Source organism: Pseudomonas sp. P106(2024), from assembly GCF_057480815.1.
Genome location: NZ_JBLIYU010000003.1, coordinates 171962 through 197723, shown reverse-complemented (window position 1 = coordinate 197723; position 25762 = coordinate 171962). Strand labels below are relative to the sequence as shown.

At 60.9% G+C, this 25762-nt stretch carries 24 protein-coding genes and 4 pseudogenes; 12 read left to right on the top strand and 16 right to left on the bottom strand.

What is annotated here, in order from left to right; all coding sequences use genetic code 11:
* The first annotated feature begins 61 nt into the window (after window positions 1-61).
* The gene (locus AC25M7_RS07040) at window positions 62-844 is read left to right on the top strand and encodes a hypothetical protein (protein WP_486970890.1); all 783 of its coding nucleotides are present in this window, start codon (window positions 62-64) and stop codon (window positions 842-844) included.
* 136 nt (window positions 845-980) lie between these two features.
* Here AC25M7_RS07040 and prmB read toward each other — a convergent pair whose 3' ends face one another.
* Window positions 981-1889: a 50S ribosomal protein L3 N(5)-glutamine methyltransferase gene (gene prmB, locus AC25M7_RS07035; RefSeq protein ID WP_028691769.1), complete on the bottom strand. Its 909-nt coding sequence runs from the start codon at window positions 1887-1889 to the stop codon at window positions 981-983.
* Between the two features lie 179 nt (window positions 1890-2068).
* Here prmB and AC25M7_RS07030 point away from each other — a divergent pair, with 179 nt between their 5' ends.
* From AC25M7_RS07030 to AC25M7_RS07010, 5 genes are all read left to right on the top strand, one after another.
* Window positions 2069-2659 carry a cysteine hydrolase family protein gene (locus AC25M7_RS07030; RefSeq protein WP_028691770.1) on the top strand — a complete coding sequence of 197 codons (591 nt, stop codon included), beginning with the start codon at window positions 2069-2071 and terminating at the stop codon, window positions 2657-2659.
* A gap of 88 nt (window positions 2660-2747) precedes the next feature.
* On the top strand, window positions 2748-3068 hold the full coding sequence (locus tag AC25M7_RS07025) for a hypothetical protein (RefSeq protein WP_028691771.1): 321 nt from the start codon (window positions 2748-2750) through the stop codon (window positions 3066-3068).
* A gap of 116 nt (window positions 3069-3184) precedes the next feature.
* A complete protein-coding gene (locus tag AC25M7_RS07020; RefSeq protein WP_062361568.1) occupies window positions 3185-3745 on the top strand; it encodes a Smr/MutS family protein in 561 nt (186 codons plus the stop codon).
* 69 nt (window positions 3746-3814) lie between these two features.
* On the top strand, window positions 3815-4360 hold the full coding sequence (gene folE, locus AC25M7_RS07015) for a GTP cyclohydrolase I FolE (RefSeq protein ID WP_028691773.1): 546 nt from the start codon (window positions 3815-3817) through the stop codon (window positions 4358-4360).
* Between the two features lie 58 nt (window positions 4361-4418).
* On the top strand, window positions 4419-4790 hold the full coding sequence (locus AC25M7_RS07010; RefSeq protein WP_028691774.1) for a glutaredoxin family protein: 372 nt from the start codon (window positions 4419-4421) through the stop codon (window positions 4788-4790).
* A 30-nt stretch (window positions 4791-4820) separates the two neighbouring features.
* Here the strand turns inward: AC25M7_RS07010 and AC25M7_RS07005 are convergent, their stop codons facing one another.
* Window positions 4821-5423, bottom strand: a complete 603-nt coding sequence (locus tag AC25M7_RS07005; protein WP_069017490.1) for a glutathione S-transferase family protein — start codon at window positions 5421-5423, stop codon at window positions 4821-4823.
* 144 nt (window positions 5424-5567) lie between these two features.
* On the opposite strand from AC25M7_RS07005, the gene AC25M7_RS07000 reads away from it, so the two are divergent.
* Window positions 5568-6758, top strand: coding sequence for a benzoate/H(+) symporter BenE family transporter (locus tag AC25M7_RS07000; protein ID WP_207851784.1), 1191 nt, complete (start codon window positions 5568-5570; stop codon window positions 6756-6758).
* Window positions 6759-6788: 30 nt separating this feature from the next.
* Here AC25M7_RS07000 and AC25M7_RS06995 read toward each other — a convergent pair whose 3' ends face one another.
* The 3 genes and pseudogenes from AC25M7_RS06995 to AC25M7_RS06985 form a co-directional block, all read right to left on the bottom strand.
* Window positions 6789-7652 (bottom strand): methyl-accepting chemotaxis protein, encoded by an 864-nt coding sequence (locus AC25M7_RS06995; protein ID WP_390898243.1) that lies wholly within the window; start codon window positions 7650-7652, stop codon window positions 6789-6791.
* Window positions 7647-7874, bottom strand: a pseudogene (locus AC25M7_RS06990) (HAMP domain-containing protein); the annotation flags it as partial. The pseudogene AC25M7_RS06990 and the gene AC25M7_RS06995, both read right to left, overlap by 6 nt.
* Window positions 7875-8843: 969 nt before the next feature.
* Window positions 8844-10241: an aminotransferase-like domain-containing protein gene (locus AC25M7_RS06985; RefSeq protein ID WP_486970889.1), complete on the bottom strand. Its 1398-nt coding sequence runs from the start codon at window positions 10239-10241 to the stop codon at window positions 8844-8846.
* A 123-nt stretch (window positions 10242-10364) separates the two neighbouring features.
* Here AC25M7_RS06985 and AC25M7_RS06980 point away from each other — a divergent pair, with 123 nt between their 5' ends.
* The gene (locus AC25M7_RS06980; RefSeq protein ID WP_486970888.1) at window positions 10365-11546 is read left to right on the top strand and encodes an MFS transporter; all 1182 of its coding nucleotides are present in this window, start codon (window positions 10365-10367) and stop codon (window positions 11544-11546) included.
* Here the strand turns inward: AC25M7_RS06980 and AC25M7_RS06975 are convergent.
* Window positions 11497-12258, bottom strand: a complete 762-nt coding sequence (locus AC25M7_RS06975; RefSeq protein ID WP_028691779.1) for an SDR family oxidoreductase — start codon at window positions 12256-12258, stop codon at window positions 11497-11499. The two genes, AC25M7_RS06980 and AC25M7_RS06975, sit on opposite strands and share 50 nt — an antisense overlap.
* 176 nt (window positions 12259-12434) lie before the next feature.
* Here AC25M7_RS06975 and AC25M7_RS06970 point away from each other — a divergent pair, with 176 nt between their 5' ends.
* The gene (locus tag AC25M7_RS06970) at window positions 12435-13436 is read left to right on the top strand and encodes an NADP-dependent oxidoreductase (RefSeq protein ID WP_028691780.1); all 1002 of its coding nucleotides are present in this window, start codon (window positions 12435-12437) and stop codon (window positions 13434-13436) included.
* 57 nt (window positions 13437-13493) lie between these two features.
* On the opposite strand, the gene pyrF is transcribed toward AC25M7_RS06970, so the two are convergent.
* Window positions 13494-14195, bottom strand: coding sequence for an orotidine-5'-phosphate decarboxylase (gene pyrF / locus AC25M7_RS06965; protein WP_486970887.1), 702 nt, complete (start codon window positions 14193-14195; stop codon window positions 13494-13496).
* A 182-nt stretch (window positions 14196-14377) separates the two neighbouring features.
* Here pyrF and AC25M7_RS06960 point away from each other — a divergent pair, with 182 nt between their 5' ends.
* A complete protein-coding gene (locus AC25M7_RS06960; RefSeq protein WP_084941778.1) occupies window positions 14378-14545 on the top strand; it encodes a DUF2897 family protein in 168 nt (55 codons plus the stop codon).
* A 47-nt stretch (window positions 14546-14592) separates the two neighbouring features.
* On the opposite strand, the gene AC25M7_RS06955 is transcribed toward AC25M7_RS06960, so the two are convergent.
* The 3 genes from AC25M7_RS06955 to AC25M7_RS06945 form a co-directional block, all read right to left on the bottom strand.
* A complete protein-coding gene (locus tag AC25M7_RS06955) occupies window positions 14593-14925 on the bottom strand; it encodes a ComEA family DNA-binding protein (protein WP_486970886.1) in 333 nt (110 codons plus the stop codon).
* A 466-nt stretch (window positions 14926-15391) separates the two neighbouring features.
* Window positions 15392-16150 carry a hypothetical protein gene (locus tag AC25M7_RS06950; protein ID WP_486970885.1) on the bottom strand — a complete coding sequence of 253 codons (759 nt, stop codon included), beginning with the start codon at window positions 16148-16150 and terminating at the stop codon, window positions 15392-15394.
* A 220-nt stretch (window positions 16151-16370) separates the two neighbouring features.
* On the bottom strand, window positions 16371-17594 hold the full coding sequence (locus AC25M7_RS06945; RefSeq protein ID WP_486970884.1) for a hypothetical protein: 1224 nt from the start codon (window positions 17592-17594) through the stop codon (window positions 16371-16373).
* 261 nt (window positions 17595-17855) lie between these two features.
* On the opposite strand from AC25M7_RS06945, the pseudogene AC25M7_RS06940 reads away from it, so the two are divergent.
* Window positions 17856-18406, top strand: a pseudogene (locus AC25M7_RS06940) (IS5 family transposase); the annotation flags it as partial.
* A 124-nt stretch (window positions 18407-18530) separates the two neighbouring features.
* Here AC25M7_RS06940 and AC25M7_RS06935 read toward each other — a convergent pair.
* Window positions 18531-19220, bottom strand: a pseudogene (locus AC25M7_RS06935) (IS630 family transposase); the annotation flags it as partial.
* A gap of 182 nt (window positions 19221-19402) precedes the next feature.
* Here AC25M7_RS06935 and AC25M7_RS06930 point away from each other — a divergent pair.
* Window positions 19403-20073 (top strand): annotated as a pseudogene (locus tag AC25M7_RS06930) (transposase); the annotation flags it as partial.
* Here AC25M7_RS06930 and AC25M7_RS06925 read toward each other — a convergent pair.
* Genes AC25M7_RS06925 through AC25M7_RS06905 form a run of 5 tightly spaced genes read right to left on the bottom strand, consistent with a single transcriptional unit; the run spans window position 20070 to window position 25760 of the window.
* On the bottom strand, window positions 20070-22064 hold the full coding sequence (locus AC25M7_RS06925) for a polysaccharide biosynthesis protein (protein WP_486970883.1): 1995 nt from the start codon (window positions 22062-22064) through the stop codon (window positions 20070-20072). The pseudogene AC25M7_RS06930 and the gene AC25M7_RS06925 sit on opposite strands and share 4 nt — an antisense overlap.
* Before the next feature lie 39 nt (window positions 22065-22103).
* Complete coding sequence (locus AC25M7_RS06920; protein WP_084941773.1) at window positions 22104-23282, bottom strand: DegT/DnrJ/EryC1/StrS family aminotransferase; 1179 nt, start codon at window positions 23280-23282, stop codon at window positions 22104-22106.
* A 41-nt stretch (window positions 23283-23323) separates the two neighbouring features.
* Entirely contained in the window at window positions 23324-23953 is a 630-nt protein-coding gene (locus AC25M7_RS06915; RefSeq protein WP_084941772.1) for an acetyltransferase, read from the bottom strand.
* Entirely contained in the window at window positions 23950-24546 is a 597-nt protein-coding gene (locus tag AC25M7_RS06910) for a sugar transferase (RefSeq protein ID WP_486970882.1), read from the bottom strand. The genes AC25M7_RS06915 and AC25M7_RS06910 overlap by 4 nt, the downstream gene beginning before the upstream one ends.
* The gene (locus AC25M7_RS06905) at window positions 24546-25760 is read right to left on the bottom strand and encodes a glycosyltransferase family 4 protein (protein WP_486970881.1); all 1215 of its coding nucleotides are present in this window, start codon (window positions 25758-25760) and stop codon (window positions 24546-24548) included. Before AC25M7_RS06905 ends, AC25M7_RS06910 begins: the two co-directional genes overlap by 1 nt.
* Window positions 25761-25762 lie beyond the last annotated feature (2 nt).

Here is a 25762-nt window from a genome sequence, read left to right as displayed (position 1 = left end):
CACATCTGCGATGTCCTTGCAGGTACTGGCACCCGGCCGCCGTGCACCTGAGGATTCCCTGATGACCGATGCCCCCGCCGCCGAGGCGACCGAAGAACAAGCCCCGGAAAGCGCCCCGCTGCCCTGGGCGGAGCTTGCAGCCGAGCACTTCCAGTTGCTGCGCCTGGCGCCGCTGCCGACCGACCCCAACAGCGGCGCCCGCCCCCTGCGATTTGTCCAGTTCGGCTACGCCGAGCGCCACGACAAGGCCCACAGCCTGCTGCGCATGGAAATCCGCCTGCCGGGGCAGAAGGTGCGCAAGGAGCAGAACCAGCTGGACATCCGCGTCGACCATGAAACGCGCACAGTGCGCATCGGCGACCCGGCCGGCCTGCAGCTGGAGCCGCTGAACCGTGGCCTTGGCCGCTACCTGCTGGCGCAGGCGGTGCAGTGGCTGCAGCAGCGTTGCTCGCACTATCAGGTCGAGGGTATGAGCTTGCCGAACAAGGACGCTCTGAATGAAGACACCCGCCTGCGCCGCGACCGCGTGCTGAGCAGTGTCGGCCTGGCGGTGGAGTACACCGACGGCCAACTGCTCAAGGGGCGCTTGGTGGAAACGCCAGTGGGCCAGCTCAAGGGCGGCTGGAACACCGAGAAGGTCCAGCGCGTGGACAATCTCGAGGCCGCCGGCATGCTGCAGCAAGCCGAGCAGAACCTGATGGAGAAGGAAGCCCAGTTGCGCGAACGTGACGAGCGCGTGGCCAAGTACCGCCGCGAGGACAGCGGCCTGCGCTTTACCATCACTTGCCTGGTGGCGTTCGCGGTGTTCCAGGCCGGGTTGCTGATCTGGATCGCTACCCGCTGACCCGCACCACGCGATCCCTTGCGTCGCGAAAGGGCCGCAAAGCGGCCCCAGCAATCTTTGCATCAACACTGAATCCTGGGGCTGCTACGCTGCCGCTTTCGCGACGCAAGGCCGCTCCAGGGGCGGTGTGAATCCGTCAGACCCGCGCCTTGAACAGCTCCTGATGCTGCCTGCACTGTTCGGCCGTCAGCATGAACACCCCGTGCCCACCGCGCTCGAACTCCAGCCAGGCGAAGTCCACCTCGGGATAGAGCGACTCGACGTGCACCTGGCTGTTGCCCACCTCGACGATCATCAGGCCCTTGTCGGTCAAGTGGTCGGCCGCCTCGGCCAGCATGCGCCGCACCAGGTCCAGGCCATCGTTGCCGCAGGCCAGGCCCAGCTCGGGCTCGTGGTGGTACTCGGCCGGCATGTCGCCGAAATCCTCGGCATCGACATACGGCGGATTGGACAGGATCAGATCGAAGCGTTGCCCCGGCAGGCCGGCGAAACCATCGCCCTGCACGGTGTATACCCGCTCATCGAGGCCATGGCGCTCGATGTTCTGGTTAGCCACCTCCAGCGCGTCAAAGGACAGGTCGGCCAACACCACCTCGGCGTCCTGGAACACCTCGGCGGCGACGATGCCGATGCAGCCGGAGCCGGTGCACAGGTCGAGGATGCGCGCAGGCTCCGCAGCCAGCCACGGCTCAAAGCGTTTCTCGATCAATTCGCCGATGGGCGAGCGCGGTACCAGCACCCGCTCGTCGACGATGAACGACATGCCGCAGAACCAGGCCTCGCCCAGCAAGTAGGCGGTGGGCACGCGCTCTTCGATACGGCGCTTGAGCAGGTGCTGCAGGCGTACCGTTTCGTCATCCTCCAGCGCGCAGTCCAGGTAGCTGTCGGCCACCTCCCAGGGTAGGTGCACCGCGCCGAGCACCAGCAGGCGGGCTTCGTCCCAGGCGTTGTCGGCACCGTGGCCGAAGAACAGCTCATGCTCATGGAAGCGGCTGACCGCCCAGCGGATATGGTCGCGCAGGGTGCGCAGGCGGGATGTGATCACGGGGTACTCCTTTTCAGACAGGACAAAAGTCTAACAGCCCACACCACACATTTGTTTCCTCCGATGGCCAAACCGATAGCCACAAGCCAGCAACCACGCTGCCTGCGCTGTCAACCATTCACATTGGCGTCAAGGCAAGGGAGAATAGGAGCACAAAAGCCCTACCCAAGGAGCCCTTGATGTCCGTTCCAACCACGATGTTCCGCCTCACTGGCCGCGACTACCCGCCGGCCAAGCTGGGCCAAGCCAGCCTGATCGTCATCGACGCGCAGAAGGAATACCTGAGCGGTCCGCTGGCGCTGTCGGGCATGGACGAGGCCGTGGCGAACATTGCCAGGTTGCTCGATGCCGCCCGCAAGGCCGGCCGCCCGATCATCCACGTGCGCCACCTCGGCACCGTCGGCGGTCGCTTCGACCCCCAGGGCCCGGCGGGCGAGTTCATCCCGGGCCTGGAGCCGCGCGCCGGTGAGATCGTCATCGAAAAGCGCATGCCCAACGCCTTCAAGAACACCAAGCTGCACGAAACGCTGCAGGAGCTCGGCCACCTCGACCTGATCGTCTGCGGTTTCATGAGCCACTCCAGCGTCAGCACCACCGTGCGCCGCGCCAAGGACTATGGTTATCGCTGCACCCTGGTGGAAGACGCCTCGGCGACCCGCGACCTGGCCCTGAAGGACACCGTGATCCCCGCCGCGCAGATCCACCAGTGCGAAATGGCCGTGATGGCCGACAATTTCGCCTGCGTCGCCCCCACCGCCAGCCTGGTCTGAACCACGACCGCCCGGCGGACGGGCGGAACCCCAAGGTGACCCGCAGGTCGAAATCCGGATCAGCTCTACCAGATCCTGAGGAATTCGAATGAAGCTCAAAGGCAGTTTCGATGCCAAGCGCCTGCGCCAGCGCGAGCCTAGCAACTGGGGCGCGCGGGTTGCCGCCGCCCTATCCGTGCTGCTGGCCACCCTGGGCATACTGCTCGCCATGGCCGGCTTCGCCGGCCTGCTGGGCAATTACGCCGCGCTGGCCGAGCTCAATGCCAACCGCCCACTGTCGGCGATTCTCGTCGTGGTCGGGTTGCTGCTGCTGTGGATCGGCGTTCGTGTCTGGCGACGCAGCCGCATCCGTCTGCGCCGTGGCCGCGAGTTGAACCTGTCGCCGCACCTGATGAAGAAGCACGACTGACACACTCACACCTCCCCTGTAGGCGCAGTCTTGTGCTCCTGCACATAACAGCGCACAGCTCAAGGCTTCACTCCGACGCACAGTCGCGTAAACTACGCCGCCCACGTGGAGGCACCATGCAAGACGACGACTTTTCCCTCTTCCGCAGCCAAGTGCAGGGCGTCAAGCCGATCAAGCACGACCGCGCCGAAGTCGGCAAACCCAAGGCCGACCGCAAGCAGCTGGCCGGTCTGCGCCAGGCGGCGACCGTCCGCAGCGACCAGCCGCTGGTGATTGATGGCCTGTCCGACCAGTTCGTCATCGACGTTGGCGCCGAGGATGAACTGATGTGGCGCCGCGACGGCGTCCAGGAAACCCAGATCCGCAAGCTCAAGCTCGGCCAGATCGCCTTCGAGGGCAGCCTCGACTTGCATGGCATGAGCGTCGAGAAGGCCCGCGAGACACTTTGGGACTTCATCGCCGAGGCGACCAAGCTCGAAGTGCGCTGCGTGCGCGTCACCCACGGCAAGGCCGCGCGCCTGGACGGCAAGCGCCCGATGATCAAGAGCCACGTCAACACCTGGCTGCGCCAGCACCCACAGGTGCTCGGCTTCGCCTCATGCCAGGCCCGCCACGGCGGTACCGGCGCGGTGTACGTGATGCTCAAGCGAACCATGCTCGAAGGCCGCGACGAGTGACATCGCGCTTGCAGCGCCGCCGTCGCCGCCGTACCCTTCGTCTTTGCGAAATTTTCCACAGGTAGATCCATGTCCCTGGAACAAAACTACACCGCGATCCTCAGCCAGATCGGCGAGGACGTCTCCCGCGAGGGCCTGCTCGACACGCCCAAGCGGGCCGCAAAGGCCATGAAATACCTTTGCCGCGGTTATGAGCAAACCCTGGAAGAAGTGACCAACGGCGCGTTGTTCACCTCCGACAACAGCGAAATGGTGCTGGTCCGGGATATCGAGCTGTACTCGATGTGCGAACACCACATGCTGCCGTTCATCGGCAAGGCCCACGTGGCCTACCTGCCCAAGGGCAAGGTGCTGGGCCTGTCCAAGGTGGCGCGGATCGTCGACATGTACGCCCGTCGCCTGCAGATCCAGGAAAACCTCAGCCGCCAGATCGCCGAGGCCGTGCAGCAGGTGACCGGCGCCGCGGGCGTGGCGGTGGTCATCGAGGCCAAGCACATGTGCATGATGATGCGCGGTGTCGAAAAGCAGAACTCGACCATGCTCACCTCGGTGATGCTCGGCGAGTTCCGCGAGAACGCCTCCACCCGCAGCGAGTTCCTCAGCCTGATCAAGTGATCGGCCTGTGTTCCGAGCCGACCCCATGGGGTCGGCTTTTTCATTTCAGGAGTTGCCCATGATCGTCAAAGCCCTGCGAGTCGGCCTCGGCCAGCTAATCGTGTTCGGCGACTGGATCAGTCGCCCGGCGAAAAAACAGCGCGATGCCGCGGCCCAGGCCCAGGTCGAGCAGCAGGCCAAGGACCTGGCGCTGTACCAGTTCCACGCCTGCCCGTTCTGCGTGAAGACCCGTCGCACCCTGCACCGCCTGAACGTACCGGTGGCACTGCGCGATGCCAAGAACGACCCGCAGCACCGCCAGGCGCTGCTCGAAGGCGGCGGCCGGGTGAAGGTACCGTGCCTGCGGATCGAGGAGGACGGCAAGGTGACCTGGATGTATGAGTCCAAGGACATCATTGCCTATCTGGACAAACGCTTCGCGGCGGCCTGACCACTCCTACACAGGGTGCAATGAGGCCGGTCAATCCACCATCGGCACATGCCGTGGATGGCTGGCCACCCGCGCCAGCCAGGCCTGCACGGCCGGGTAACCCGCCAGGTCAAAGCCCCCCTGATGCGCCACATGGGTGTAGGCGTACAACGCTACATCGGCGATGGAGTACTGTTCGCCGACCAGGTAAGGCGTCATTTCCAGCTGTTTGTTCATCACCTTGAGCGCCTTGTAGCCGCCCTTGTGCAGCCCCCTGTACTCCTCCAGGCGCTCGTCGGGCAAGCCCAGGTAGAACTGGATGAAGCGCGCCACGGCAATGTACGGCTCGTGGCTGTACTGCTCGAAGAACTGCCACTGCAGGACCTGGGTACGCAAGCGTGGCTCGCTGGGCAGGAACTCGCTGCCATCGGCCAGGTAGTTGAGAATCGCGTTGGACTCCCACAAGCACGTGCCGTCCTCGAGCTTGAGCACCGGCACCTTGCCGTTGGGGTTCATGGCCAGGAACGCGGGGGTTTCGGTCTCGCCCTTGAGAATATCCACCGGGTGCCACTCATACGGACGGTCGAGCAGGCTCAGCATCAGCTTGACCTTGTAGCAGTTGCCCGACTGGTAATCCCCATACACCTTGTACATCGCCCCTCCCCATTCACGCAGTTGCGCAGTAATACCCCATAGTTGGCGACTGTACGGCTAAATGCAATGCCTGCTGTATGGCAAGGATCACGCCATTGCACGGTAGCCTGAAAAAACTGCTTACACCTGTACAAGGAATTCCCCATGACCGATGCCACCTCCGCGCGCCTGCGGCCGCTGGCGGACAGCTCCCCATCGGCGGTCGTCGCCGGCTTCATCGCCATGCTCACCGGCTATACCAGCTCGCTCGTGCTGATGTTCCAGGCCGGCCAGGCCGCCGGCCTGACCAGCGCGCAGATCTCGTCGTGGATCTGGGCCCTGTCGATCGGCATGGCGGTGTGCAGCATCGGCCTGTCGCTGCGCTACCGTACTCCGGTCACCGTGGCCTGGTCGACACCCGGCGCGGCGCTGCTGATCACCAGCCTCGGCGGCGTCACCTACGGCGAGGCCATCGGCGCCTATATCACCTGCGCCGTGCTGGTGCTGATATGCGGCCTGACCGGCAGTTTCGAGCGCCTGGTGCGACGCATCCCCGCCTCGCTCGCCTCGGCCCTGCTGGCCGGCATCCTGTTCAAGATCGGCAGCGAAATCTTCGTCGCCGCCCAGCATCGCACGGTGCTGGTGCTGGGCATGTTCTTCAGCTACCTGCTGGTCAAACGCCTGTCACCGCGCTACTGCGTGCTGGCCGCGCTGCTGGTCGGCACGGCGCTGTCCGGCGCCCTGGGGCTGCTGGACTTCAGCGGCTTCCAGCTGGAAATCGCCACTCCGGTGTGGACCACGCCGAGCTTCTCGCTGGCGGCGACCATCAGTATCGGCATCCCACTGTTCGTGGTGGCCATGACCTCACAGAACATGCCCGGCGTCGCCGTGCTGCGCGCCGACGGCTACCAGGTGCCGGCCTCGCCGCTGATCTCGGCCACCGGGTTCGCCTCGCTGCTGCTGGCGCCGTTCGGCTCCCACGGCATCAACCTGGCGGCGATCAGCGCGGCGATCTGCACCGGGCCGCATGCCCATGAAGACCCAGCCAAGCGCTACACGGCGGCGGTGTGGTGCGGGATCTTCTACGGCATCGCCGGCACCTTCGGCGCGACCCTGGCGGCGCTGTTCGGCGCCCTGCCCAAGGAACTGGTGCTGTCGATCGCCGCCCTGGCGCTGTTCGGCTCGATCATGAACGGCCTGAGCGTGGCCATGGGCGAGGCACGCGAGCGCGAAGCGGCGCTGATCACCTTCATGGTCACGGCGTCGGGGTTCACTCTGTTCTCGATCGGCTCGGCGTTCTGGGGGATCGTGGCGGGGGTGCTGACCGTGCTGATCCTCAGTCCGCGCAGGGGCTGACAACGCTATCGCGGGGCAAGCCACAGCCAATCACAGGCGAAAGTGCCCCACCATCCCCTTCAGGTCACTGCCCAACTGCGCCAGCTCGACGCTTGAGCGGGCATTGTCCTGCATCGCCAGCGCCGCCTGGTCGGCGCTGCCACGGATCTGGGTGACGCTGCGGCTGATTTCCTCCGCCACCGAACTTTGCTGCTCGGCCGCCGCAGCAATCTGCTGGTTCATCTGCTGGATCAACGACACCGCCGCGGCGATGCTGCCCAGGGCGCTCTCGGTCTGCAGCGTGTCGGCCACCGCCAGGCGCACCAGCTCGGTGCTGCCACGGATCTGCGTCACCGACTGCTGGGCGTTGCCGCGCAGGCTGGCGACCAGCCGTTCGATCTCCTCGGTGGACTGCTGGGTACGCCGGGCCAGCGCGCGCACTTCATCGGCCACCACGGCGAAGCCACGGCCCTGCTCGCCGGCGCGGGCTGCCTCGATCGCCGCGTTGAGCGCCAGCAGGTTGGTCTGTTCAGCCACGCTCTTGATCACCTCCAGCACATCACCGATGGTATGGATCTCGGCGCTGAGACTGTCGATGCCGCTGCTGGCAGTCTCGGCCGCCACCGCCAGTTGCTCGATGCGCAGCATGCTCTGGCGTACCACCTGCTGCCCCGACTCGACCTTGTCGTCGGCATCCTGGGCCGCCTGGGCCGCCTGCTCGGCGTTGCGCGCCACATCGTGAACCGTCGCGGTCATCTGCTGCATGGCGGTGGCCACCTGCTCGGTCTCGTCCTTCTGGCTGCCCACTTCGCGGTTGGTCTGCTCGGTCACCGCCGACAAGGCCTGGGCGCTGCCGGCCAGCTGATCGATACCCTGCTGCAGGCCACTGACGATGCCCGACAGTCCCTCGGCCATCTGCTGCATGGCCTGCAGCAGTTGACCGACCTCGTCGGCACGCGGCGGCTCGGCCTCGATACCCAACTCGCCTGCGGCAATGCGCCGGGCACGGCTGATCACCCGCTTGAGCGGCGCGACCACGGCGCGGGTGATCAACCAGGCCGCCAGCACGCCTACCAGCAGAGCCAGGGCCGTGGCCGCGGCGATGGCCACGGTGTTGCGCGCAAGCTCCGCCTGCATGGCCTGCTCCTGGGCGACGTAGGCCTGGTCGACTCGCGTGGTGACCTGCTCGGCCCGGGCCTGCAACTGATCCTTGATCCCCCGCTCCTGGCCCAGCAGGTCGGTGTACTCGTTGAGTTTTTCGGAAAAACTCGCGATATGCCCGGCCACTTCGCCCAGCACGCTCTGGTAGCCGGCGTCGGTGACCGCCGACTTGAGCTGCTCCACCAGGCCGGCCGCCTCCACCGTTTGGGCGATGCGCCCCTCGGCAACGGCCTCGCCGCCCTTGCGGCTCTGCTCCAGGCGTACCCGGGCCTCGTCCATGGCCTGCAGCATCAGCCGCGACACCTGCGCCACCTGCCCGGCCTGCTCGAGGAACTCGCCACCTTGCTGGCCTTGGGACTGCTTGAGGGTATAAGTGCCGTCATCGGCCAGACCGGCCTGCAGCACATCGAGGTTGTTGGCCACGCTCGACACCGACCAACTGGCCATGTCCAGCGCCAGCTCCTTGGCCTGCACCGCCTGGACGAACTGGTCGAAGGCCTGCCCGTAGGCGTTAAGGTCGGCCTCGGCCCAAGACAGCGCCGGCAGCGCGCGGGCCCGCTCCAACAACCCTTGCAGCCCCGCGCGCAGTGCATCGGCCTCCTTGATGTCCGAGCGCAGGGCGAAGGCCTGCTCGTGTTGGCGCAGCTTCAACACGTCGGTGTTGAACTGGGCCATCTGCCGCAGCCCCTCGAAGCGCTGGCCGACATTGGCCAGGGCGTACACACCGATGGCGGCCACCACCAGGGTGAGCAGCAACACCAGGGCGAAACCCAGGCCCAGCTTGCGCGCCATGCCCAGGTTGGCCAATACACCGTGCTTGGTCGCCGTCATCACCGCCCTCCTCGCCTTTTGGCCCTCTGCCAACGGCAAGAGTGACAATGGCGCCGACCTCGTCACAAGGGGCGGGCGCGCGAATGGTGTCATTTAGCTATGAGCGTGTCGCTTTCAGACTGCCGGAGGTCGCCCCGCATGCCGGAAGAACGCCTGGGCCCGGGAATCCTGTCCATAGGCGACATTGATCCGCAGCCAGTCACTGGCCCGCCCCTGCGGATCGAAGGCGCTGCCCGGGGTGAGCAGCACCGCATGCTCCAGCGCCAATCGCTCCAGCTCGGCAAAGTCGCGCCCAGGCACCCGGGCCCATACGAACATGCCGCCTACCGGCTCGCAAAACACCTCCCAGCCGCAGGCCTCCAGCTGCCCCAGGGTCGTGGCCCGGTGCTGACCCAAGCGCAATCGCAGACGCTGCACGCTCTTGCGGTAGCCGCCATTGGCCAGCATCTGCCCGACCACCTGTTCGGCGAAGCGCGAGGTGCCAATGCCAGCCACCATCTTCAGTTCGGCCAGGCGCGCGATCAACGGCGGGTCAGCCACCAGGTAGCCGACCCGCAACGAACTGCTGAGGGTCTTGGAGAAACTGCCGATGTAGATCACCCGCTGCTCGCTGTCGAGGGTCGCCAGGCGCGTGGCCGGGCCGTCCTGGAAGTCCGCATACAGATCGTCCTCGACGATCCGCAGGTCATGCTCACGGGCCAGTTCCAGCAAGCGGTAGGCCACCTTGGGCGTCAGGCAGGTGCCAGTCGGGTTCTGGTACAGGCTGTTGATGAACAGGCACCGGGGCAGGTGCTCGGCCAGCAACTGCTCGAGCACCACCAGGTCCGGGCCAGTGGCGGTGCGCGGCACCTCGAGCATGTGCACACCGTGCAGGCGCAGCAAGTTGTACAGATTGTAATAGCCGGGGCGCTCCACCAGCACTGTATCTCCCGGATTCAGCAAGGTTCGCACCAGCAGGTCCAGGGCATGGCTGGCGCCCTGGGTGGTGACGATCCGCTCCGGCTCGGCGGCGATATCCAGCCGCGCCAGCCCCTTGTGCAGTTGCAGACGCAGGCTGGCCAGGCCCTGGGGCGGGCAGTAGTCGAACAGCGCCTCGGGCGCGCCGCGGCTGACCTGGCGGATGGCCTGGGCCAGCTCGGCTTCGGCGCGCCAGGCCACCGGCAGCCAGCCGCAGCCGAGCTTGAGCAATTGCTCATGGCCTTCGCGAAACTGCCGCCAACTGCCGTCGATCGCCTCACCCCAGGACTCCCCAGGGTCGGGCCGCAGGCCCGGTTTGCGCTCGGCGACAAAGAAGCCCGCGCCATGCCGCGCCTGCAGCCAGCCGTTGGCCGCCAGGCGGTCGTAGGCCTCGATTACGCAGGAGGCGCTTACCGCCTGGGCCTTGGCCAGCGCGCGGATCGACGGCAAGCGCGCACCGGGGCGCAGGCGCTGCTGTTCGATCCAGGCCTGCAGGTGCTCGGTCAGTTGCTGGACCAAGGGGATGGGAAGATCACGATCAAGATGAAAATGCATGGCAAGTGTTCGCTGTTTTCAGGCAAACAGTTAAGCATAAATGCTCCGCGAGTGTGCCTTGGCGAGCACCACTGCCAAGGCCGATGCTGCCAACCACTGTCACTGCCTTGCGGATCCGTACCGATGTCCACTCGCCATGCCCCAGTCCTGCTGGCCTTCGCCCTGTGCCTGATCACCCTCGCGGTGAACCTGCAGGCCCCGCTTTACATCACCTACGCCGACCTGTCCGGGCAAGGCGCGGCGGCGACCGCCGTAGCCTTCTCCGGCTATGTGCTCGGCGTGCTGCCGGTGCTGTTGGCCCTCGGCGGCCTGGCCGACCGGGTGGGCCGACGCCCGCTGATCCTGGTCGCGCTAGCCCTGTCGATGGTCGCCACGCTGCTCATGCTGCTGGCACCGAGCCTGCAGATGCTGGGCCTGGCGCGCCTGTTCCTGGGGCTGGGCACAGGCCTTGCCTCGGCCACCGCCACCGCCTACATGAGCGAACTGATGGCGCCGGACGCCGATAGCCGGGCCGCCACCTGGGTCACCGCCAGCACGTCGCTCGGTTTCGGCCTGGGCGCGGCACTGACCAGCCTGTTCCTGCTGCGCGGCCCGACCCTCACCCCCGGCAGTTTCCACCTGCAACTGGCATTGGCCGCCCTCGCCTTGCTGCTGGTCTGGCGTCTTCCCGACCCTCGTCCGGCGCAGTGCAGCGCCATGCTGCGCCTGCCCTGCTACCCCGCCGGCAGCCTGGCCTATGGTTTGGCGATCCTGCTGGCCTGGGCCTGTGTCGGGCTGGTGATCGCCCTGCTGCCAGGGATCCTGCGTCAGCACGGGCTTAGTGCCTGGTCGGGGTTCTCGACCTTCTGCGTGATCAGCTGCGGCTTGTTGTTCCAGCCGCTGGCCCGGCGCCTGGCCAGTGCCCAGGCGACCTTGCTGGGGCTGCTGATCCTGCCGTGCAGCTACGCGCTGCTGACCTGGGGGGCCGACAGCGGCAATCTGCTGGGTGTGCTGCTGGGCGCCGTGGCCGCGAGCAGCGCCTGCTATGGTTTCATCTACCTGGGTGGCTTGGCGGCGGTGAATGAGTTGGCCGGGAGCGAGAAGACCCGGGCCAGTGCCGGGTTCTTCCTGCTCGCCTACCTGGGGTTCAGCCTGCCGGTGATCTTTACCGGGCTGCTCAGCGACCGGCTCGGTTCGCGACTTGCGCTGATCGCCTTCGGCGGCGTGTTGCTGCTCGGCTGCGCAGCCGTGGCACTGACCCTGTGGACAACCTCAGTCAAATCGCCAACGCGCCGCCATCGACAGTCAGACTGTGCCCGGTCGTGAACGCCGCGCCATCGCTGCACAGGTACAGCACCGCGCTGGCGATCTCCTCGACCTTGCCGATGCGCCCGACCGGGTGCATCGCCGCGGCAAACTCGGCCTTGCGCGGATCGGCCTCGTAGGCGCGGCGGAACATATCGGTGTCGATCACCGCCGGGCACACCGCGTTGACCCGGATGCCCTTCTTCGCATACTCGATGGCCGCCGATTTGGTCAGGCCGATCACCGCATGCTTGGACGCCGCGTAGATGCTCATCTTCGGCGCCGCCGACAGCCCAGCCACCGAGGCGGTGTTGACGATGGCCCCACCGCCCTGTGCCAGCAACAACGGTAGCTGATACTTCATGCACAGCCACACACCCTTGACGTTGACCCCCATGATCGCATCGAACTCCGCCTCGCTGCCCTCCGCCAGGCGCCCCTTCTCGATCTCGATACCGGCGTTGTTGAAGGCATAGTCGAGCCGGCCATAAACCGTGATGACCTGCTCATGCAACTGACGCACATCGTCGTCACGGGTGACATCGCAGGCGACGAACAGCGCCTCGCCGCCAGCCTGGCGAATCAGCGCCACGGTGGCTTCACCGCCGGTCGCGTCACGGTCGGCCACCACCACCTTGAGCCCCTCGGCGGCGAATGCCTGGGCCGTCGCCCGGCCGATGCCCGCCGCGCCACCGGTGACCAGGGCAACCTGGCCGGAGAAAGTCATGCTCATCACTGGCTCCTGCAAAAGGATGGGAAGTCGTGGCTGAGTCTAGTCAGGGCACCGCCGGGCTGGGCAGCATCATCAAGGGCACGGTTGGACTACTATCGTTCGCGGTGATCTTGCGTGACGCGACCCATTCAACCCGCCGATCATCAGCCCCTCACACTCGTTCAGGAGAACTCGCCATGCCCCACACCAACCGCCGTTTCCTGCTGACCAAGCGCCCGGTCGGCGCCGTGCGCCGTGACGATTTCACCTATGAGCAGGGGCCCGCCAGCGAGCCGGGCGAAGGCCAGGTGCTGGTGAAGAACCTCTACCTGTCGCTGGACCCGGCCATGCGTGGCTGGATGAACGAAGGCAAGTCTTACATCCCGCCCGTGGGCCTGGGCCAGGTCATGCGCGCCCTCGGCGTCGGCGAGGTGGTCAGCTCCAAGCATCCGGACTACAAGCCCGGCGACCATGTCAGCGGCGCCCTTGGCGTGCAGGATTACTTCACCGGCGAACCCCAGGGCCTGCACAAGATCGACCCGCGCCTGGCGCCCCTGCCCCGCTACCTGTCCGCCCTGGGCATGACCGGCATGACCGCCTACTTCGCCCTGCTCGATGTCGGCCAGCCCAAGGCCGGCGAGACCGTGGTGATCTCCGGTGCCGCCGGCGCGGTCGGCAGCATTGCCGGGCAGATCGCCAAGCTCAAGGGCTGCCGCGTGGTGGGCATCGCCGGGGGCGCGCAGAAGTGCCAGTACCTGCTGGACGAACTGGGCTTCGACGGCGTCATCGACTACAAGGCCGAGGACGTGCTGGCCGGTCTCAAGCGCGAATGCCCCAATGGCGTGGATGTGTACTTCGACAACGTCGGCGGCGACATCCTCGATGCCGTGCTGTCGCGCCTGAACTTCAAGGCCCGGGTGGTGATCTGCGGCGCCATCAGCCAGTACAACAACAAGGAAGCGGTCAAGGGCCCGGCCAACTACTTGTCGCTGCTGGTCAACCGTGCGCGCATGGAAGGCTTCGTGGTGATGGACTACGTCAAGGAGTACGGCAAGGCCGCGCAGGAAATGGCCGGCTGGCTGGCCAGCGGCAAGGTGAAGAGCAAGGAAGATGTGGTGGAGGGCCTGGAGACCTTCCCCGAGACGCTGCTCAAGCTGTTCAGCGGGGAAAATTTCGGCAAGCTGGTGTTGAAGGTCTGATATCAGCAGCCAGGCGCCTTGTGGGAGCGGGGCAAGCCCGCTCCCACGATCCCTGATTCAACCGCAGATTTCAGCCACCACGGCAGCCAACGCCTTGGCAGGATCCGCCGCCTGGCTGATCGGACGCCCGATGACCAGGTAATCGGAGCCGGCGTCCAGTGCCTGACGCGGGGTCAGAATCCGGCGCTGGTCATCCTGGGCACTGCCCGCCGGGCGAATCCCCGGGGTCACCAATTGCAGCGACGGATGCGCCGCCTTCAGTGCCGGCGCTTCCAGTGCCGAGCACACCAGGCCGTCCATGCCGGCTTTTTGCGCGAGCGCCGCCAGGCGCAGCACCTGCTCCTGCGGATCGACATCCAGGCCAATGCCGGCCAGGTCCTCGCGCTCCATGCTGGTCAGCACGGTCACGCCGATCAGCAGCGGCTGCGGGCCGCTGCGCTTGTCCAGCTCCTCGCGGCAGGCCGACATCATGCGCAGGCCACCGGAGCAGTGCACGTTGACCATCCATACACCCATCTCAGCCGCGGCCTTGACCGCCATGGCGGTGGTGTTGGGGATGTCGTGGAATTTCAGGTCGAGGAATACTTCGAAGCCCTTGCTGCACAGGGTTTCGACTATCCCTGAGGCGCTGCTGGTGAACAGTTCCTTGCCCACCTTGACCCGGCACAGGGCAGGGTCGAGCTGGTCGGCCAGCTTCAGTGCGGCGTCACGGGTGGGGAAATCCAGGGCGACGATCAGGGGCGTCTGGCAGGCGGACATGGGCAGGGTCTCTTGGCAAGTCGTAAACGGCGCGCATTGTAAACGAAGTGGCGTGGGGTTTGGGGGCCGCGGGTCATGAGATTTGGCCCGGCCGCGGGCGGCTCCTATAATTGAACCAACGGCTGCGGCAATGGCTCGAATGCCATGTAAGCGGTGCCCTACACGCTTTCAGGAGAATCTCGATGCCTTGGTATGCCTGGTTGATACTGCTGGTTGCTCTCGGGTCGATTGTCGGCGGGTTGATGATGCTGCGGGATACGGCGAAGAAGTTGCCGTTGACCGAGGAGCAGTTGAAGAAGGTGCATGAGCGCAATGCCGAGGCGGATGCCAAGGATGCGGCAGATCGCTGACATGCAGTAGAAAGCCGACCGATACAGGATCGGTCGGCTGCCCGAGGTTAATCCACCCTCAGCTTTTCACGGTTGCGTTCCAGCAGCGCATTGCCGATACCCTTAATCTCCAACAACTCATCGACCGATTGGAAAGGACCGTGCGCCTCGCGGTAAGCCACGATTGCCTCCGCCTTGCTCATTCCAATCCCGTTCAGCTCATTTTGCAAAGTCACCACATCGGCGGTGTTCAGATTCAGTTTACCTGCTGTAACTTGAGTATCCACCGTCAGCGGCACCGGCTCCTTCGGCGCTGAGTCAGGAGCCGGAGCTGCGCTAACATAAAAGGAAAAGCCGGAAAACAATGGCAACAGCAAATAACTGAGGACAGTATTACGCATGAGAGGTCACTCCTTTGAATTGATATGGGAAGCAGCATTTTCCTAACTGCCCACCTCAAGCTAGTGGGTCGCGGGTCATTCGCCAAGTCTTATCGAACTGAAAATATTTGCTGAATTATACGTCACGAAATATTGCATATCTGACGGGTAAAAAACCCTACAGCAGATGTTCGTTAAAGTGTTGATTTCCTGGCATCGAAGGCGCACCATTTCTGCAAGAAGGCGAGGACTATTTCAGCTCGCAGCCCAGGTCAAAACACAGTGTTGCTGCGTGCCCCCTGAAGACTTTACAAGTATTTTCTTGTGAAAACTCCAAGAACAAACGCTACCCGACAAAAAACCACACAATTAAAACAGAACGTACCCACAACCAAACGCTAACAAAATCGCCTCAACATTAGAGAAAAAAAAGAACTCCAACCCAATCAACAATGGAGAGTACAAAAAATTCACACGACATCCCCCCTCACCTCGATCGAAGCCTCATGAAATCATTGAAGGCAATGATCTCACCAACCCAAGAAGCAATCATGGCGGTTGTTGCTTTGTGGGCTGCGCCATTCCCCCAATTACTTCCAAACTCGGTAGCCGCGGAGGCTTCAGGGACGAAAAATAGTCTAAACCCTCTATGAAACATCGGGATCATACCGGTAGGCATACCGATGACGCACATATTTGATGAAAACCCAGTATAAATCAGGGTATCAACGCCAAGAGACCTCAAATACCCCTCAAACTTCCGATCATCCATATCAGAGTGATAAACCACGCTAGCCCCCCCGGCATCAACAATCGTCTGCAATGCAGGATTTATACGAGCAGCATACCCCAAGTTGATTTTTAACGGATCATTTGTCACAACCACCACTTTCAAACCAAGCTTTACAGCATGCTTAACCATCGGAATAATCCTTAACGAATAAACCTTTCGAAAGTGTTTATTCATCACAGGCGACCCACTATCCTCCCATGGATCCATAACTACTACTGCAGTCCTGCTCTTGGCCAAAGATCTGACAAAACTATACCTCCCTTCTTTAACCTTATAAAATGCCCCTCCCTTCCGCTGTTCAGGAATCAACTGCCCCGCCCCATCGAGTGCATAATGCGACGTTCGCCAACTTTTTATAAGATAATCAGCCCCAGGCGCCACCTCATTAGAGAGGGCAAACGCCGAAGCATTTAAAGACGCAAGAAGAAAAATCAGAGCCACAACCTTCAACACAACCCCCAAACAACAAACAAACTTATTTTACTCAAGTTTCCCCGCATACCGAGCCCCGAAAACCACGACCCAATAGCTCCTCGAGAATCGTATCTTGCCATTCGACCAATATGCATCTGGCGCACCTAGCAGCCAAGCTTCTCAGCAGAAACAAGACCACCACTTAACTGCTAATGATGGCTACTCAAAACACTCTTTGCCGACCCACGACTAATCGCGCCTATCTTATTCTGCCGACCAGCAAAACACCGGACACAAAGAAAACCAGTGAATAGAGATAGAATCCACCTGCCGAGTTGAGTGTTGACGCCACCACTAGCGATAGAAACAAAACAGCGAAATCACGAGGTACATTTCTTGCCCGAAACAAGGCAGCAAGTACAACCAAAAAGAACACCAACAGCCCTACAACACCGTAGAACAAAAGCATCGAGAACCATAGGGAGTTCTCCCGCACCACTCCGTAGAGTTCCGGCATAAACACCGACGACGAATTAAGCCCAAAGCCAAAAAAGACCCCTTCATATTGCTGAAGATGATCGATAGAAATAAAAGCCGAAGTTAACCGCTGGTTGGTAAAAGTATACTTTAGCTGATCTCTAAGATCATTATCAAATATAACCTGCACACCACAGGACATACGCCCCAAGGTTCGCTCAAATCCGTTCAGACTTGTGACAAGCGGCACACAATCCATCGTCAGCATAGGAACTATGACAGCGAGCCCCAAGCATGCGATGGTAGCTTTCAACAACACACTGCGGATGCCGAACAGGAACGCATAGAGAAATGCTGTGCCAACAGTAGTCATGATTGAAATAGGTGAAAAGGTAACCGCCAGAGCCAACAGTGCGTAACCTATGTCCTTATAGGTGCCCCTCGTCCAACCGACAATCAGCAGCACTGCGGCAATGGGGGCGAATGCTGAAGGCTCGGAAAGGAACGCCTGAGGACGGATCAGGTGCTCAACAGCATAGAAGTTCAGCAGCACCGAGATACCTGTCACATGGTATAGAACCAGAGACAAAAGTGCAACAATTACTGAAAAGCGCGAAAGCTTAAGAAAAGCATTACATATATCATCGAGGTCTTGCTGTCGTACTGTCAGGGCATAAGCACAGATGAAAAATAGGTAGACCCATAACCTCAAGGCAGCAGAGAGGTATTCATAACCATCACCAGGGAGACTAGACTCGGGAATGACAACACCATAATAATAAAGCCCCTGCACCAGCAATAAAGCCAGCGCCCCCCCCACCACCAACAGCAAAGCAATCGGCTTGATTGGAAAACGCAATAGAGCATAAATAGCACACAGGATTTGCAATGGAGCCAAATTAAAGGAGACGAATTCGTTTTCTAAGCCGTACTGAAAACGGTACAAAAAATAACCGGACAAGAAAAGCATAAACTCAATAGTTCTGGTACGCGTAATCAAACTCACCCGTTATATTCCTTGATAGAGTCCGCCACGAGGCACGACGCACGACGCACGGTCAAGCCAAAATTATTTATGCTATCCGATCAGAGCAAAACAGTAAAGACATAAATCTCAACCAATCATTGGAACACCTATTATGTAACCGAAATTACGATGCACTCTTCACTACCTTAGGTGTTGTATGAAAACCTGTATAACCTCAGCGGCACCTCTGGAAGCCTGATTTTCCGTAGAGTTCTCGCTTTTTAGGCGAAGGATTCAGCCATGCCCAAGCGATACGAACTTTCCGACGCAGAAGGGGGAATAGTCGCAGCCCTCTTCACCGCACATCGACGTACAGGACGCCCAAGAGTCAACGGCCTACCAACGCTTTCGAGACTGGCGAAACCAAGGAACCTTCAACAAGATGCTCAGACGGTCACACCCCAAACTCAATGCACAGCGCCAGATTGACTTGACCACCTGGTGCATCAACTCAACCACCGTCAGAGCCACCCGTGCCTCTGCCGGAGCAGGCAAAAAAGGGGGCTAAAGAACCAACGGACCACGCACTTGGACGAAGCCGGGGTGGATTGACGACGAAAATTCACATGATCAGTGACGCCCGTGGCATCCCACTCCACTTCACGCTCTCAGGTGGTAACGCCAGCGACATCTCCCATGCTCAACGACTGCTGGACGGTGTCCACATCCCCTCGAGTCGAGGTAGGCCACGCAAGCGCTGTCGCTGGCTCCTGGCCGACAAAGGCTATAACGCAGAATCCTTGCGGCAACACTATGACCGCTATCGGATGCAGCCGGTGATTAGTAAGCGTCCGGCGAACTCACCTTCCGAACTCCAGCTTTAAGGGCGATGGTGTCCGCGTATTTTTAAGCGGACGCGATCACCCTTATCGCCAGGATTTCCATGCGCCAACGAAGCTCAGTACTGCGATGTTAGCGCTTGAGTCGGCCGATCACCTCACCGGTTGCCACATCCTGGGCAGCAAACAGCGAGGTCGTTCCATGCCTTTTGTAGTCATGTGTGCGGGTTGCAGGGTTACCTGGGAAAAGCGGTAAGCCCGGCTGTGTGCGGTTCAACGCTTGGATCTGGCTCTTCTCATCAACGCAAAGCACCAGGGCGCGTTCGGGTGGGTTCAAGTAGAGCCCAACGATGTCGTGCACCTTGTCGACAAACAATGGATCAGTGGAGAGCTTGAAGGTCTTTTCCAAGTGCGGCTTGATCCCAAACGCGTGCCAAATACGCATAACGCTCGCAGGAGATAGGCCCGTCTCACGACTCATCCGTCGCGTGCTCCAGTGACTGGAATCGTCGGGCTTACCTTGCAGGACTTGGTTTACCACTTGCTGAACCTGCTCATCGGAAATGGTGCGCGGTCGGCCAGAGCGCGGTTCATCGTTCAGGCCCAGCAGGCCCAATTTAGAAAAACGCTGGCGCCACCGCGACACTACATCCTTGCTTGTCCCCAAGCGCTGCGCGATGTCATTGCCTGATTCGCCTGCCGCACAGGCGAGGATTATCTGCGCGCGTAGACGAGCGTCTTGGGCGCCTTTGCGGAGCTTGATCCGGCGTAGCAGCTCCGACTTTTCAGTTTCAGAAAGGGTAATGACAGTTGCTGGTCGGCCCATGTCGATACACAACGCTTGATGAGTGAGGGTCTACAGAGACTAGCCCAAATTTTCAGCGGTACTTCTGAAACACCACACTAGGGTTTGTACGAAAAGTATCCGAGCGGCGATCAGGCAAGGCGAAAATAGGCGAGGAAGCGGAGTTGACTGGTTGTCAATGAGCATTCCGAGCCTGTTTTCAACGCAGCATGATCGTCGCCTACCGGTTTGTTGGCCTGATAGATGCAGCGCGCCCAGGCCGCCCACGTACCGTTTCGGATGAGCAGGTGCAAAACGTTGTCAACCGGGCGCTTCAAAGCCTGCCCGAGAATGCCACACAGTGGAGCGTACGCAGCATGAGCGCAGCAACAGGTGTATCGCCCGCTACAGCGCAACAAATCTGGAGCGCTTTCGACCTAAAACCTCACTTGCAATCCACCTTCAAGCTGTCGAGCGATCCGTTTTTCGTCGACAAGGTCCGTGATGTCGTAGGTCTCTATCTCTCACCGCGTGACCGCGCATTGGTGCTGAGTATGGATGAGAAAAGCCAGATTCAGGCCCTTGATCGCACACCACCCGGCTTACCCCTGATGTTCGGCCATGCGTCTACGCGTACACACGACTATAAGCGTCACGGCACTACTCCTGGCTGAACTTGGTCGAGCGTTTATTCAGTCAGATTACCGAGCAATCGATCAGGCGAGGCGCCCATGTCAGCGTGGCTGATCTCGAACGTTCAATTCGGGATTATATCGACCGGCACAATGCAGATCCAAAGCCTTTTGTCTGTCATAAAAGCGCCGATACGATCCTGGCCAAAGTTGAGCGTGCGGCTGAAAAAATAATTAAAACTAATTCCGAGACACCAGACTAGCACTCCAACCGACGCTGTTGATAAATCCAGTCCACAATATCGCCCTCCGGAATATAGCCAATCACTGTTTCCCGCAACAACTTCCGAACCTGCACAAAATCGTCTGCCTCAACGGCTTGCAACAGTTGTCGCATAGCCTCCTTGAGCGCATCCCACGGTAGGAAGTCTTCCGCAGCACTCATGATCATTGAATGCCCGGTTGGAATCACGTTATCGCCAATGAGCAATTCTTCGTAGAGTTTCTCCCCTGGGCGCAAGCCGGTGAACTCAATGGCGATGTCGCCCTGCGGATTGCGCTCCGAGCGCACGCTGAAACCGGATAGGTGAATCATCTTCTCCGCCAGCTCCACAATCCGTACCGGCTCCCCCATGTCCAACACGAACACATCCCCCCCCTGCCCCATCGACCCGGCCTGAATGACCAATTGAGCGGCTTCGGGAATGGTCATGAAGTAGCGGGTGATCTTCGGGTGCGTGACAGTGACCGGGCCGCCCTCCGTGATCTGGCGATGAAAAAGAGGGATTACCGAACCCGATGAACCCAGCACGTTGCCAAAGCGGACCATGGTGAAACGCGTCTTGTTGACCTGGGCGACATTGCCTTTGTCACCGAACAGCACAGGCGCTTGCTCCTTGCTCAGGGCCTGCAGCACCATCTCCGACAAGCGTTTGGTACTGCCCATGACGTTGGTCGGGCGAACCGCCTTGTCGGTGGAAATCAGCACAAAGTTGGCCACGCCCGCCTGAACTGCTGCCTGAGCGGTATTGAGCGTGCCAAAGACATTGTTGTGAATACCTTCGGCAATATTGTGTTCAACCATCGGCACATGCTTGTAGGCTGCAGCGTGATAGACCGTTTCTACACGCCAGGTACGCATCACGTCTAGCAATTGATGCGGGTTACGCACCGAGCCAAGGATCGGTAGCACCTTGGTCGACAGTGACTCGCGTGCGATACGCTGTTCAAGCTCGGACAGAATGCTGTAGAGGTTGAATTCACTATGCTCCAGCAACAACAACATACGAGGTTTCAGCGTGAGGATTTGACGGCACAACTCCGAACCGATCGACCCGCCTGCCCCAGTTACCAGAACCACCTGATTGAGCACGCAACGCGACAGCAGGTCTTTCTGTGCCGGTACCGCATCACGGCCGAGCAGGTCGGCAATGTCGACCTCCTGGATATCGTCGACCTTGACCCGCCCGCTGGCTAGATCCATGAACCCAGGCACACTGCGCACATGAAGCGGGAAACCTTCAAGAAAGCCCAGGATCTCACGCCGGCGCGCACGGCTCGCCGAGGGCAACGCCAACAACAGCTCTTCAGCCCCCGTCAGATCAATCATCGTCTGGATTTGAGCAGAGCTGTAGACATGAAGACCAGAAATCACCCGGTCGGTTATGCTGGCGTCATCGTCGATGAACGCCACCGGGCGCATCATCTTCCCCATCCTCAAGGCTGCCACCAATTGGTTGCCTGCCGCCCCGGCTCCATAGATCGCCACTTTGGGCAAGCCATTTTCACGCGCGCCGAAGGGCACATTTGCTGGCATACCGAACCAATCACCGAGGAAGTACTGACGCATGGCCAGGCGCAAGCCGCCGACCATGATAAGGCTGAGCCACCAATAGTTGAACACGATGGAACGCGGGACCAGGGGGCGATGATTGCTGTACCAGAAAATAACCAAACCCAGAATCAGCGACGAAAGCGTCACCGCCTTGACGATGGCAACCAAAGCATCATTGCCGAGGTAGCGCATTACAGCACGATACATGCCAAAGCGTACGAACAGGGGAATTGCAGTCAATGGCGCACTGAGGAACAACCATGGGTGCTCCAAAATAGGGTTGTCCATTTCATTGACCCCGAGCCGAACGGCAAATGCCAGCCACAGGGCAGCCCATACCAGCACCACGTCGGTAGCGACCTGGATCAGCCGCTTCTGGCTGCGATTCAGGTTCAGCAACCGTGAGCGAATCTTGTCCATATATTCCTCAAAAGCGTTTCACACCTTGCACGTAGTGGTTCAACGAGCCACGGCACGTGCCATCACCGAAGCCAGTACTTCGCAGGTCAATTCGATCTCACCGGCAGCCAAGGTCGGGTGAACAAGAAACATGAGGCTGGTCTCACCCAGTTCATGGGCAATCGGCAGCGGTTGCTCAGGGCGCCAGTCAGTACCATCGAAGGCCTTCTCCAGATAGACCTCGGAACAAGACCCTGAGTAGCAAGGCACACCGGCCTGATTGATTTCCCGGGCGATACGGTCACGGTCCCAACCTTCGGCCAATGCCTGCGGCTCGACGAATATGTAACACTTGTAGGCGGCATGGCGAATGTCCTCCGGCACCTGTGGCACACGCAGACCTGGCAATTGGGCGGCCGCCGCCCCAATGCGCTGGGCGTACTCACTTCGCTGCGCCTGCCATTCGGGCATCCGTTGCAACTGCAACCGCCCAATTACGGCCTGCACCTCGAGCATGCGCCAGTTGGTACCGAAAGTCTCGTGCAGCCAACGGAAACCTGGAGGATGCTGGCGCTCGTAGACAGCCTCCCAGCTCTTGCCGTGATCCTTGTAGGACCACATGACAGACCACAATGTACGGTCATTGGTGGTGACCATGCCCCCTTCGCCACCCGTGGTCATGATCTTGTCCTGGCAGAAGGACCAAGCGCCCACATGGCCGATCGAGCCGACTGAACGCCCCTTGTACAATGCACCGTGGGCCTGCGCGCAGTCTTCTATGACCTTCAGTCCCTTTTCAGCAGCCAGGGCCATGATCGGGTCCATATCGCACGGCCAACCGGCCAGATGCACGCAAATGACTGCGCGTGTACGCTCGGTCAATACGGCACGAATCGTTTCAACGGTAATGTTCTGGGAGTCGCGATCAACATCGGCGAACACAGGCACGGCCCCGGCATTGACGATCGACGAGACCGATGCAAGGAAAGTACGGGAAGTGACGATGACTTCATCACCCGCCCCAATATTCAGGGCCTTCAGCGCCAGGTCCAACGCGACCGTGCCATTGGCCACCGCCACGGCATACTCGCACTGCGACCATTTGGCGAACTCCCGCTCGAATTCCCGACACTCCTGCCCGGTCCAATAATTTACCTTATTGGAAAGGATCACATCACGTACAGCATTGGCCTCTTCTTCGGTGAAGGACGGCCACGGAGCAAAAGCAGTATTCAACATAGCAATAAGTCCATTATTCGGTCAGCACCCGCAAGCGACAGTCAGCCCTGACGGACAGGAGAGCGTGCTGGAACGCCCACGACCGTGTTGCCGTCGGCTACAGGTTTGACAACTACGGCACCAGCACCGATCACCACACGAGATCCTACCTGGATCATCTGACGGATGCTGGCACCAATACCAACCCAACTGAGATCGCCTACGGTAACCCCACCAGCTAGGCGCGCACCGGGGCTCAAGTGAACGAAATCGCCTAGAAGATTATCATGATCGACACTGCAGCCAGTGTTGAGGATCGCACCGATCCCTACACGTGAATCAATGTTCACCACCACGCCAGCCATTACCACGCTACCCACCCCGACCGAACTGTGCCGACTGATGACGGCATGCGGATGGATCAACGAGACGATCGGCGCCCCGGCTGAAGCCAACTGGCGTTGCTTGTCGTGGCGCACCTGATTGTTGCCGATGCCGACGATGACACCTTCAATACCAGACAGCTGAGCTAACAGCGCGGCGCTGTCGCCGACAACCGGCCAATGACCGTTGAGCTGACGCCCGGGCCAGGCATCGTCATAAAACACGACCTCACGCCAACCACACAGCTCAGCCATGTCTGCCAGCACCTTGCCATGCCCGCTGGCCCCCAGGATCGCCAGACGCTTCATGAACGGTTTCCAGTGAACTTGCTCATGGTCACCTCGCCATCACCACTGATCCCATCCTTCTTCACAACTTTTTTCACCGTGAGAAACAGTATCTTGAGGTCCAGCCAAAAGTTGCGGTTGTCCACGTACCAGACGTCGAGCTTGAACTTTTCTTCCCAGCTCAGCGCATTCCTGCCATTGATCTGGGCCCAGCCCGTCACGCCCGGACGCACATCGTGACGACGGTACTGCTCCGGCGAATAAAGGGGCAGGTATTCCAGCAGCAGTGGCCGCGGGCCGACCAGACTCATCTCACCCTTGAGCACGTTCCACAGCTCTGGCAACTCGTCAAGGCTGGAAGCGCGCAGAAAGCTGCCGAACGGCGTCATGCGCTGAGCATCGGGCAACACGTTACCCTGGGCATCGACCGCATCGCGCATGGTGCGGAACTTAATCATCTCGAACGGTTTGCCGTCACGGCCCGGACGCTGCTGGCGAAACAGCACAGGAGCGCCAAGGTTCTTGCGTACCTTCCATGCCACCAGGGCGATGACTGGCGACAGCAGCAGCAAGGCAGTCGCAGCAGCTGTCAGGTCGAATAGCCGTTTCAACATTACTTGACTCCTTCCAGCCACCGAACGAACTGGCCGGCCAGCAGCTTGCGATCGAAGCTGCGCGCCGCAAGCTGCCTGCCTCTTTCGCCCATGGTCTTGAGTTCGGCACGATCGGAAGCGGCCTGCTCCAGTGCATCGGCGAATGCGTCCGGATCCTCGGGAGCCACGGCAAATCCGCAATTCTCATTCACAATCATTTCGGCGAGCCAGCCAGGGTAATTGTTGAGCACCGGCAAGCCCGAGGCAATGTAGTCGAAGAACTTGTTCGGCGAAGTGCCGAAGTAGAACGCCGGTACGTTGGCCAGCACCTGCAGCCCCAGATCGGCACTGGCCATCAAGCCAGCCAGCCGCTCCTTGTTGACCGGATCGTGGAAAACCACATTGTCCAGCCCCTCAGCCTTGGCTCGGTTCACCAAGGCTGGCTTGAGCTTGCCCTGACCAATCAAAACCAACCGGATATCATCACGCCCCCGGGCTTTCAAACGTACAGCGGCATCGAGCACCGCATCGAGTTTGTTGGCCATGCCGTGGGTGCCAGCGAAAACAGCCATCATCTGGCTATCGTCAACCCCTTGCGGGCGCCACGGCTGGGCTGGGGCATCGAAGATATCAAGATCACAGCCATTGGGGATCATCGCCACCTTGGACGGATCGACCCCTCGCGAAACGATGCCTTCGACAATGCCCGGCGACAAACCGACGAGGCGATGGGCCGAGCGATAGCTGGCCCATTCAAGCATCGACATGCCCCAGAGCACCAAAGGATTTCTGATCACACCCATGGCCTTAGGCAATTCGGGCCAAAGGTCCCTGACCTCGAAGACAAAGGGTTTATTGCGCAGCCAACGTGCGAATATGCCCGGGATACCTGCCGTGAGCGGTGTGGTGGTGGCGAATACCAGGTCATACCTGGCCGTCAGTGCCACTCCTATGCTGCGCAACGCAAATTTGAGAAAGCTGACAGCACGCTTGAGGAAGCCGTCGCTATTGGCATAGGCGAGGTCGAACTCGATGACATCGATGCCTTCAACCTGACCTTGCCGCTTGCCGGACTTGAATGCCCCGCTCAGCCCGGTATTGCCGCCACCGTAGCTGCCGCAGACCATGGTTACCTGATGCCCCTGGGCAACCAGGCGCCGGGCCATTTCGTAAGAGCGAATGCCTGTTGCGCCTTTTGGGGTAGAGAAATGCTGATGAAAATAGAGAACTCTCATGG

Excerpts from the sequence above, each read along its gene's own strand:
- AC25M7_RS07040 (WP_486970890.1), top strand. The coding sequence starts at position 62 with ATGACCGATGCCCCCGCCGCCGAGGCGACCGAAGAACAAGCCCCGGAA.
- AC25M7_RS07030 (WP_028691770.1), top strand. The coding sequence starts at position 2,069 with ATGTCCGTTCCAACCACGATGTTCCGCCTCACTGGCCGCGACTACCCG.
- AC25M7_RS07025 (WP_028691771.1), top strand. The coding sequence starts at position 2,748 with ATGAAGCTCAAAGGCAGTTTCGATGCCAAGCGCCTGCGCCAGCGCGAG.
- AC25M7_RS07020 (WP_062361568.1), top strand. The coding sequence starts at position 3,185 with ATGCAAGACGACGACTTTTCCCTCTTCCGCAGCCAAGTGCAGGGCGTC.
- folE (WP_028691773.1), top strand. The coding sequence starts at position 3,815 with ATGTCCCTGGAACAAAACTACACCGCGATCCTCAGCCAGATCGGCGAG.
- AC25M7_RS07010 (WP_028691774.1), top strand. The coding sequence starts at position 4,419 with ATGATCGTCAAAGCCCTGCGAGTCGGCCTCGGCCAGCTAATCGTGTTC.
- AC25M7_RS07005 (WP_069017490.1), bottom strand. The coding sequence starts at position 5,423 with ATGTACAAGGTGTATGGGGATTACCAGTCGGGCAACTGCTACAAGGTC.
- AC25M7_RS07000 (WP_207851784.1), top strand. The coding sequence starts at position 5,568 with ATGACCGATGCCACCTCCGCGCGCCTGCGGCCGCTGGCGGACAGCTCC.
- AC25M7_RS06995 (WP_390898243.1), bottom strand. The coding sequence starts at position 7,652 with ATGGCCGAGGGACTGTCGGGCATCGTCAGTGGCCTGCAGCAGGGTATC.
- AC25M7_RS06985 (WP_486970889.1), bottom strand. The coding sequence starts at position 10,241 with ATGCATTTTCATCTTGATCGTGATCTTCCCATCCCCTTGGTCCAGCAA.
- AC25M7_RS06980 (WP_486970888.1), top strand. The coding sequence starts at position 10,365 with ATGTCCACTCGCCATGCCCCAGTCCTGCTGGCCTTCGCCCTGTGCCTG.
- AC25M7_RS06975 (WP_028691779.1), bottom strand. The coding sequence starts at position 12,258 with ATGAGCATGACTTTCTCCGGCCAGGTTGCCCTGGTCACCGGTGGCGCG.
- AC25M7_RS06970 (WP_028691780.1), top strand. The coding sequence starts at position 12,435 with ATGCCCCACACCAACCGCCGTTTCCTGCTGACCAAGCGCCCGGTCGGC.
- pyrF (WP_486970887.1), bottom strand. The coding sequence starts at position 14,195 with ATGTCCGCCTGCCAGACGCCCCTGATCGTCGCCCTGGATTTCCCCACC.
- AC25M7_RS06960 (WP_084941778.1), top strand. The coding sequence starts at position 14,378 with ATGCCTTGGTATGCCTGGTTGATACTGCTGGTTGCTCTCGGGTCGATT.
- AC25M7_RS06955 (WP_486970886.1), bottom strand. The coding sequence starts at position 14,925 with ATGCGTAATACTGTCCTCAGTTATTTGCTGTTGCCATTGTTTTCCGGC.
- AC25M7_RS06925 (WP_486970883.1), bottom strand. The coding sequence starts at position 22,064 with ATGGACAAGATTCGCTCACGGTTGCTGAACCTGAATCGCAGCCAGAAG.
- AC25M7_RS06920 (WP_084941773.1), bottom strand. The coding sequence starts at position 23,282 with ATGTTGAATACTGCTTTTGCTCCGTGGCCGTCCTTCACCGAAGAAGAG.
- AC25M7_RS06915 (WP_084941772.1), bottom strand. The coding sequence starts at position 23,953 with ATGAAGCGTCTGGCGATCCTGGGGGCCAGCGGGCATGGCAAGGTGCTG.
- AC25M7_RS06910 (WP_486970882.1), bottom strand. The coding sequence starts at position 24,546 with ATGTTGAAACGGCTATTCGACCTGACAGCTGCTGCGACTGCCTTGCTG.
- AC25M7_RS06905 (WP_486970881.1), bottom strand. The coding sequence starts at position 25,760 with ATGAGAGTTCTCTATTTTCATCAGCATTTCTCTACCCCAAAAGGCGCA.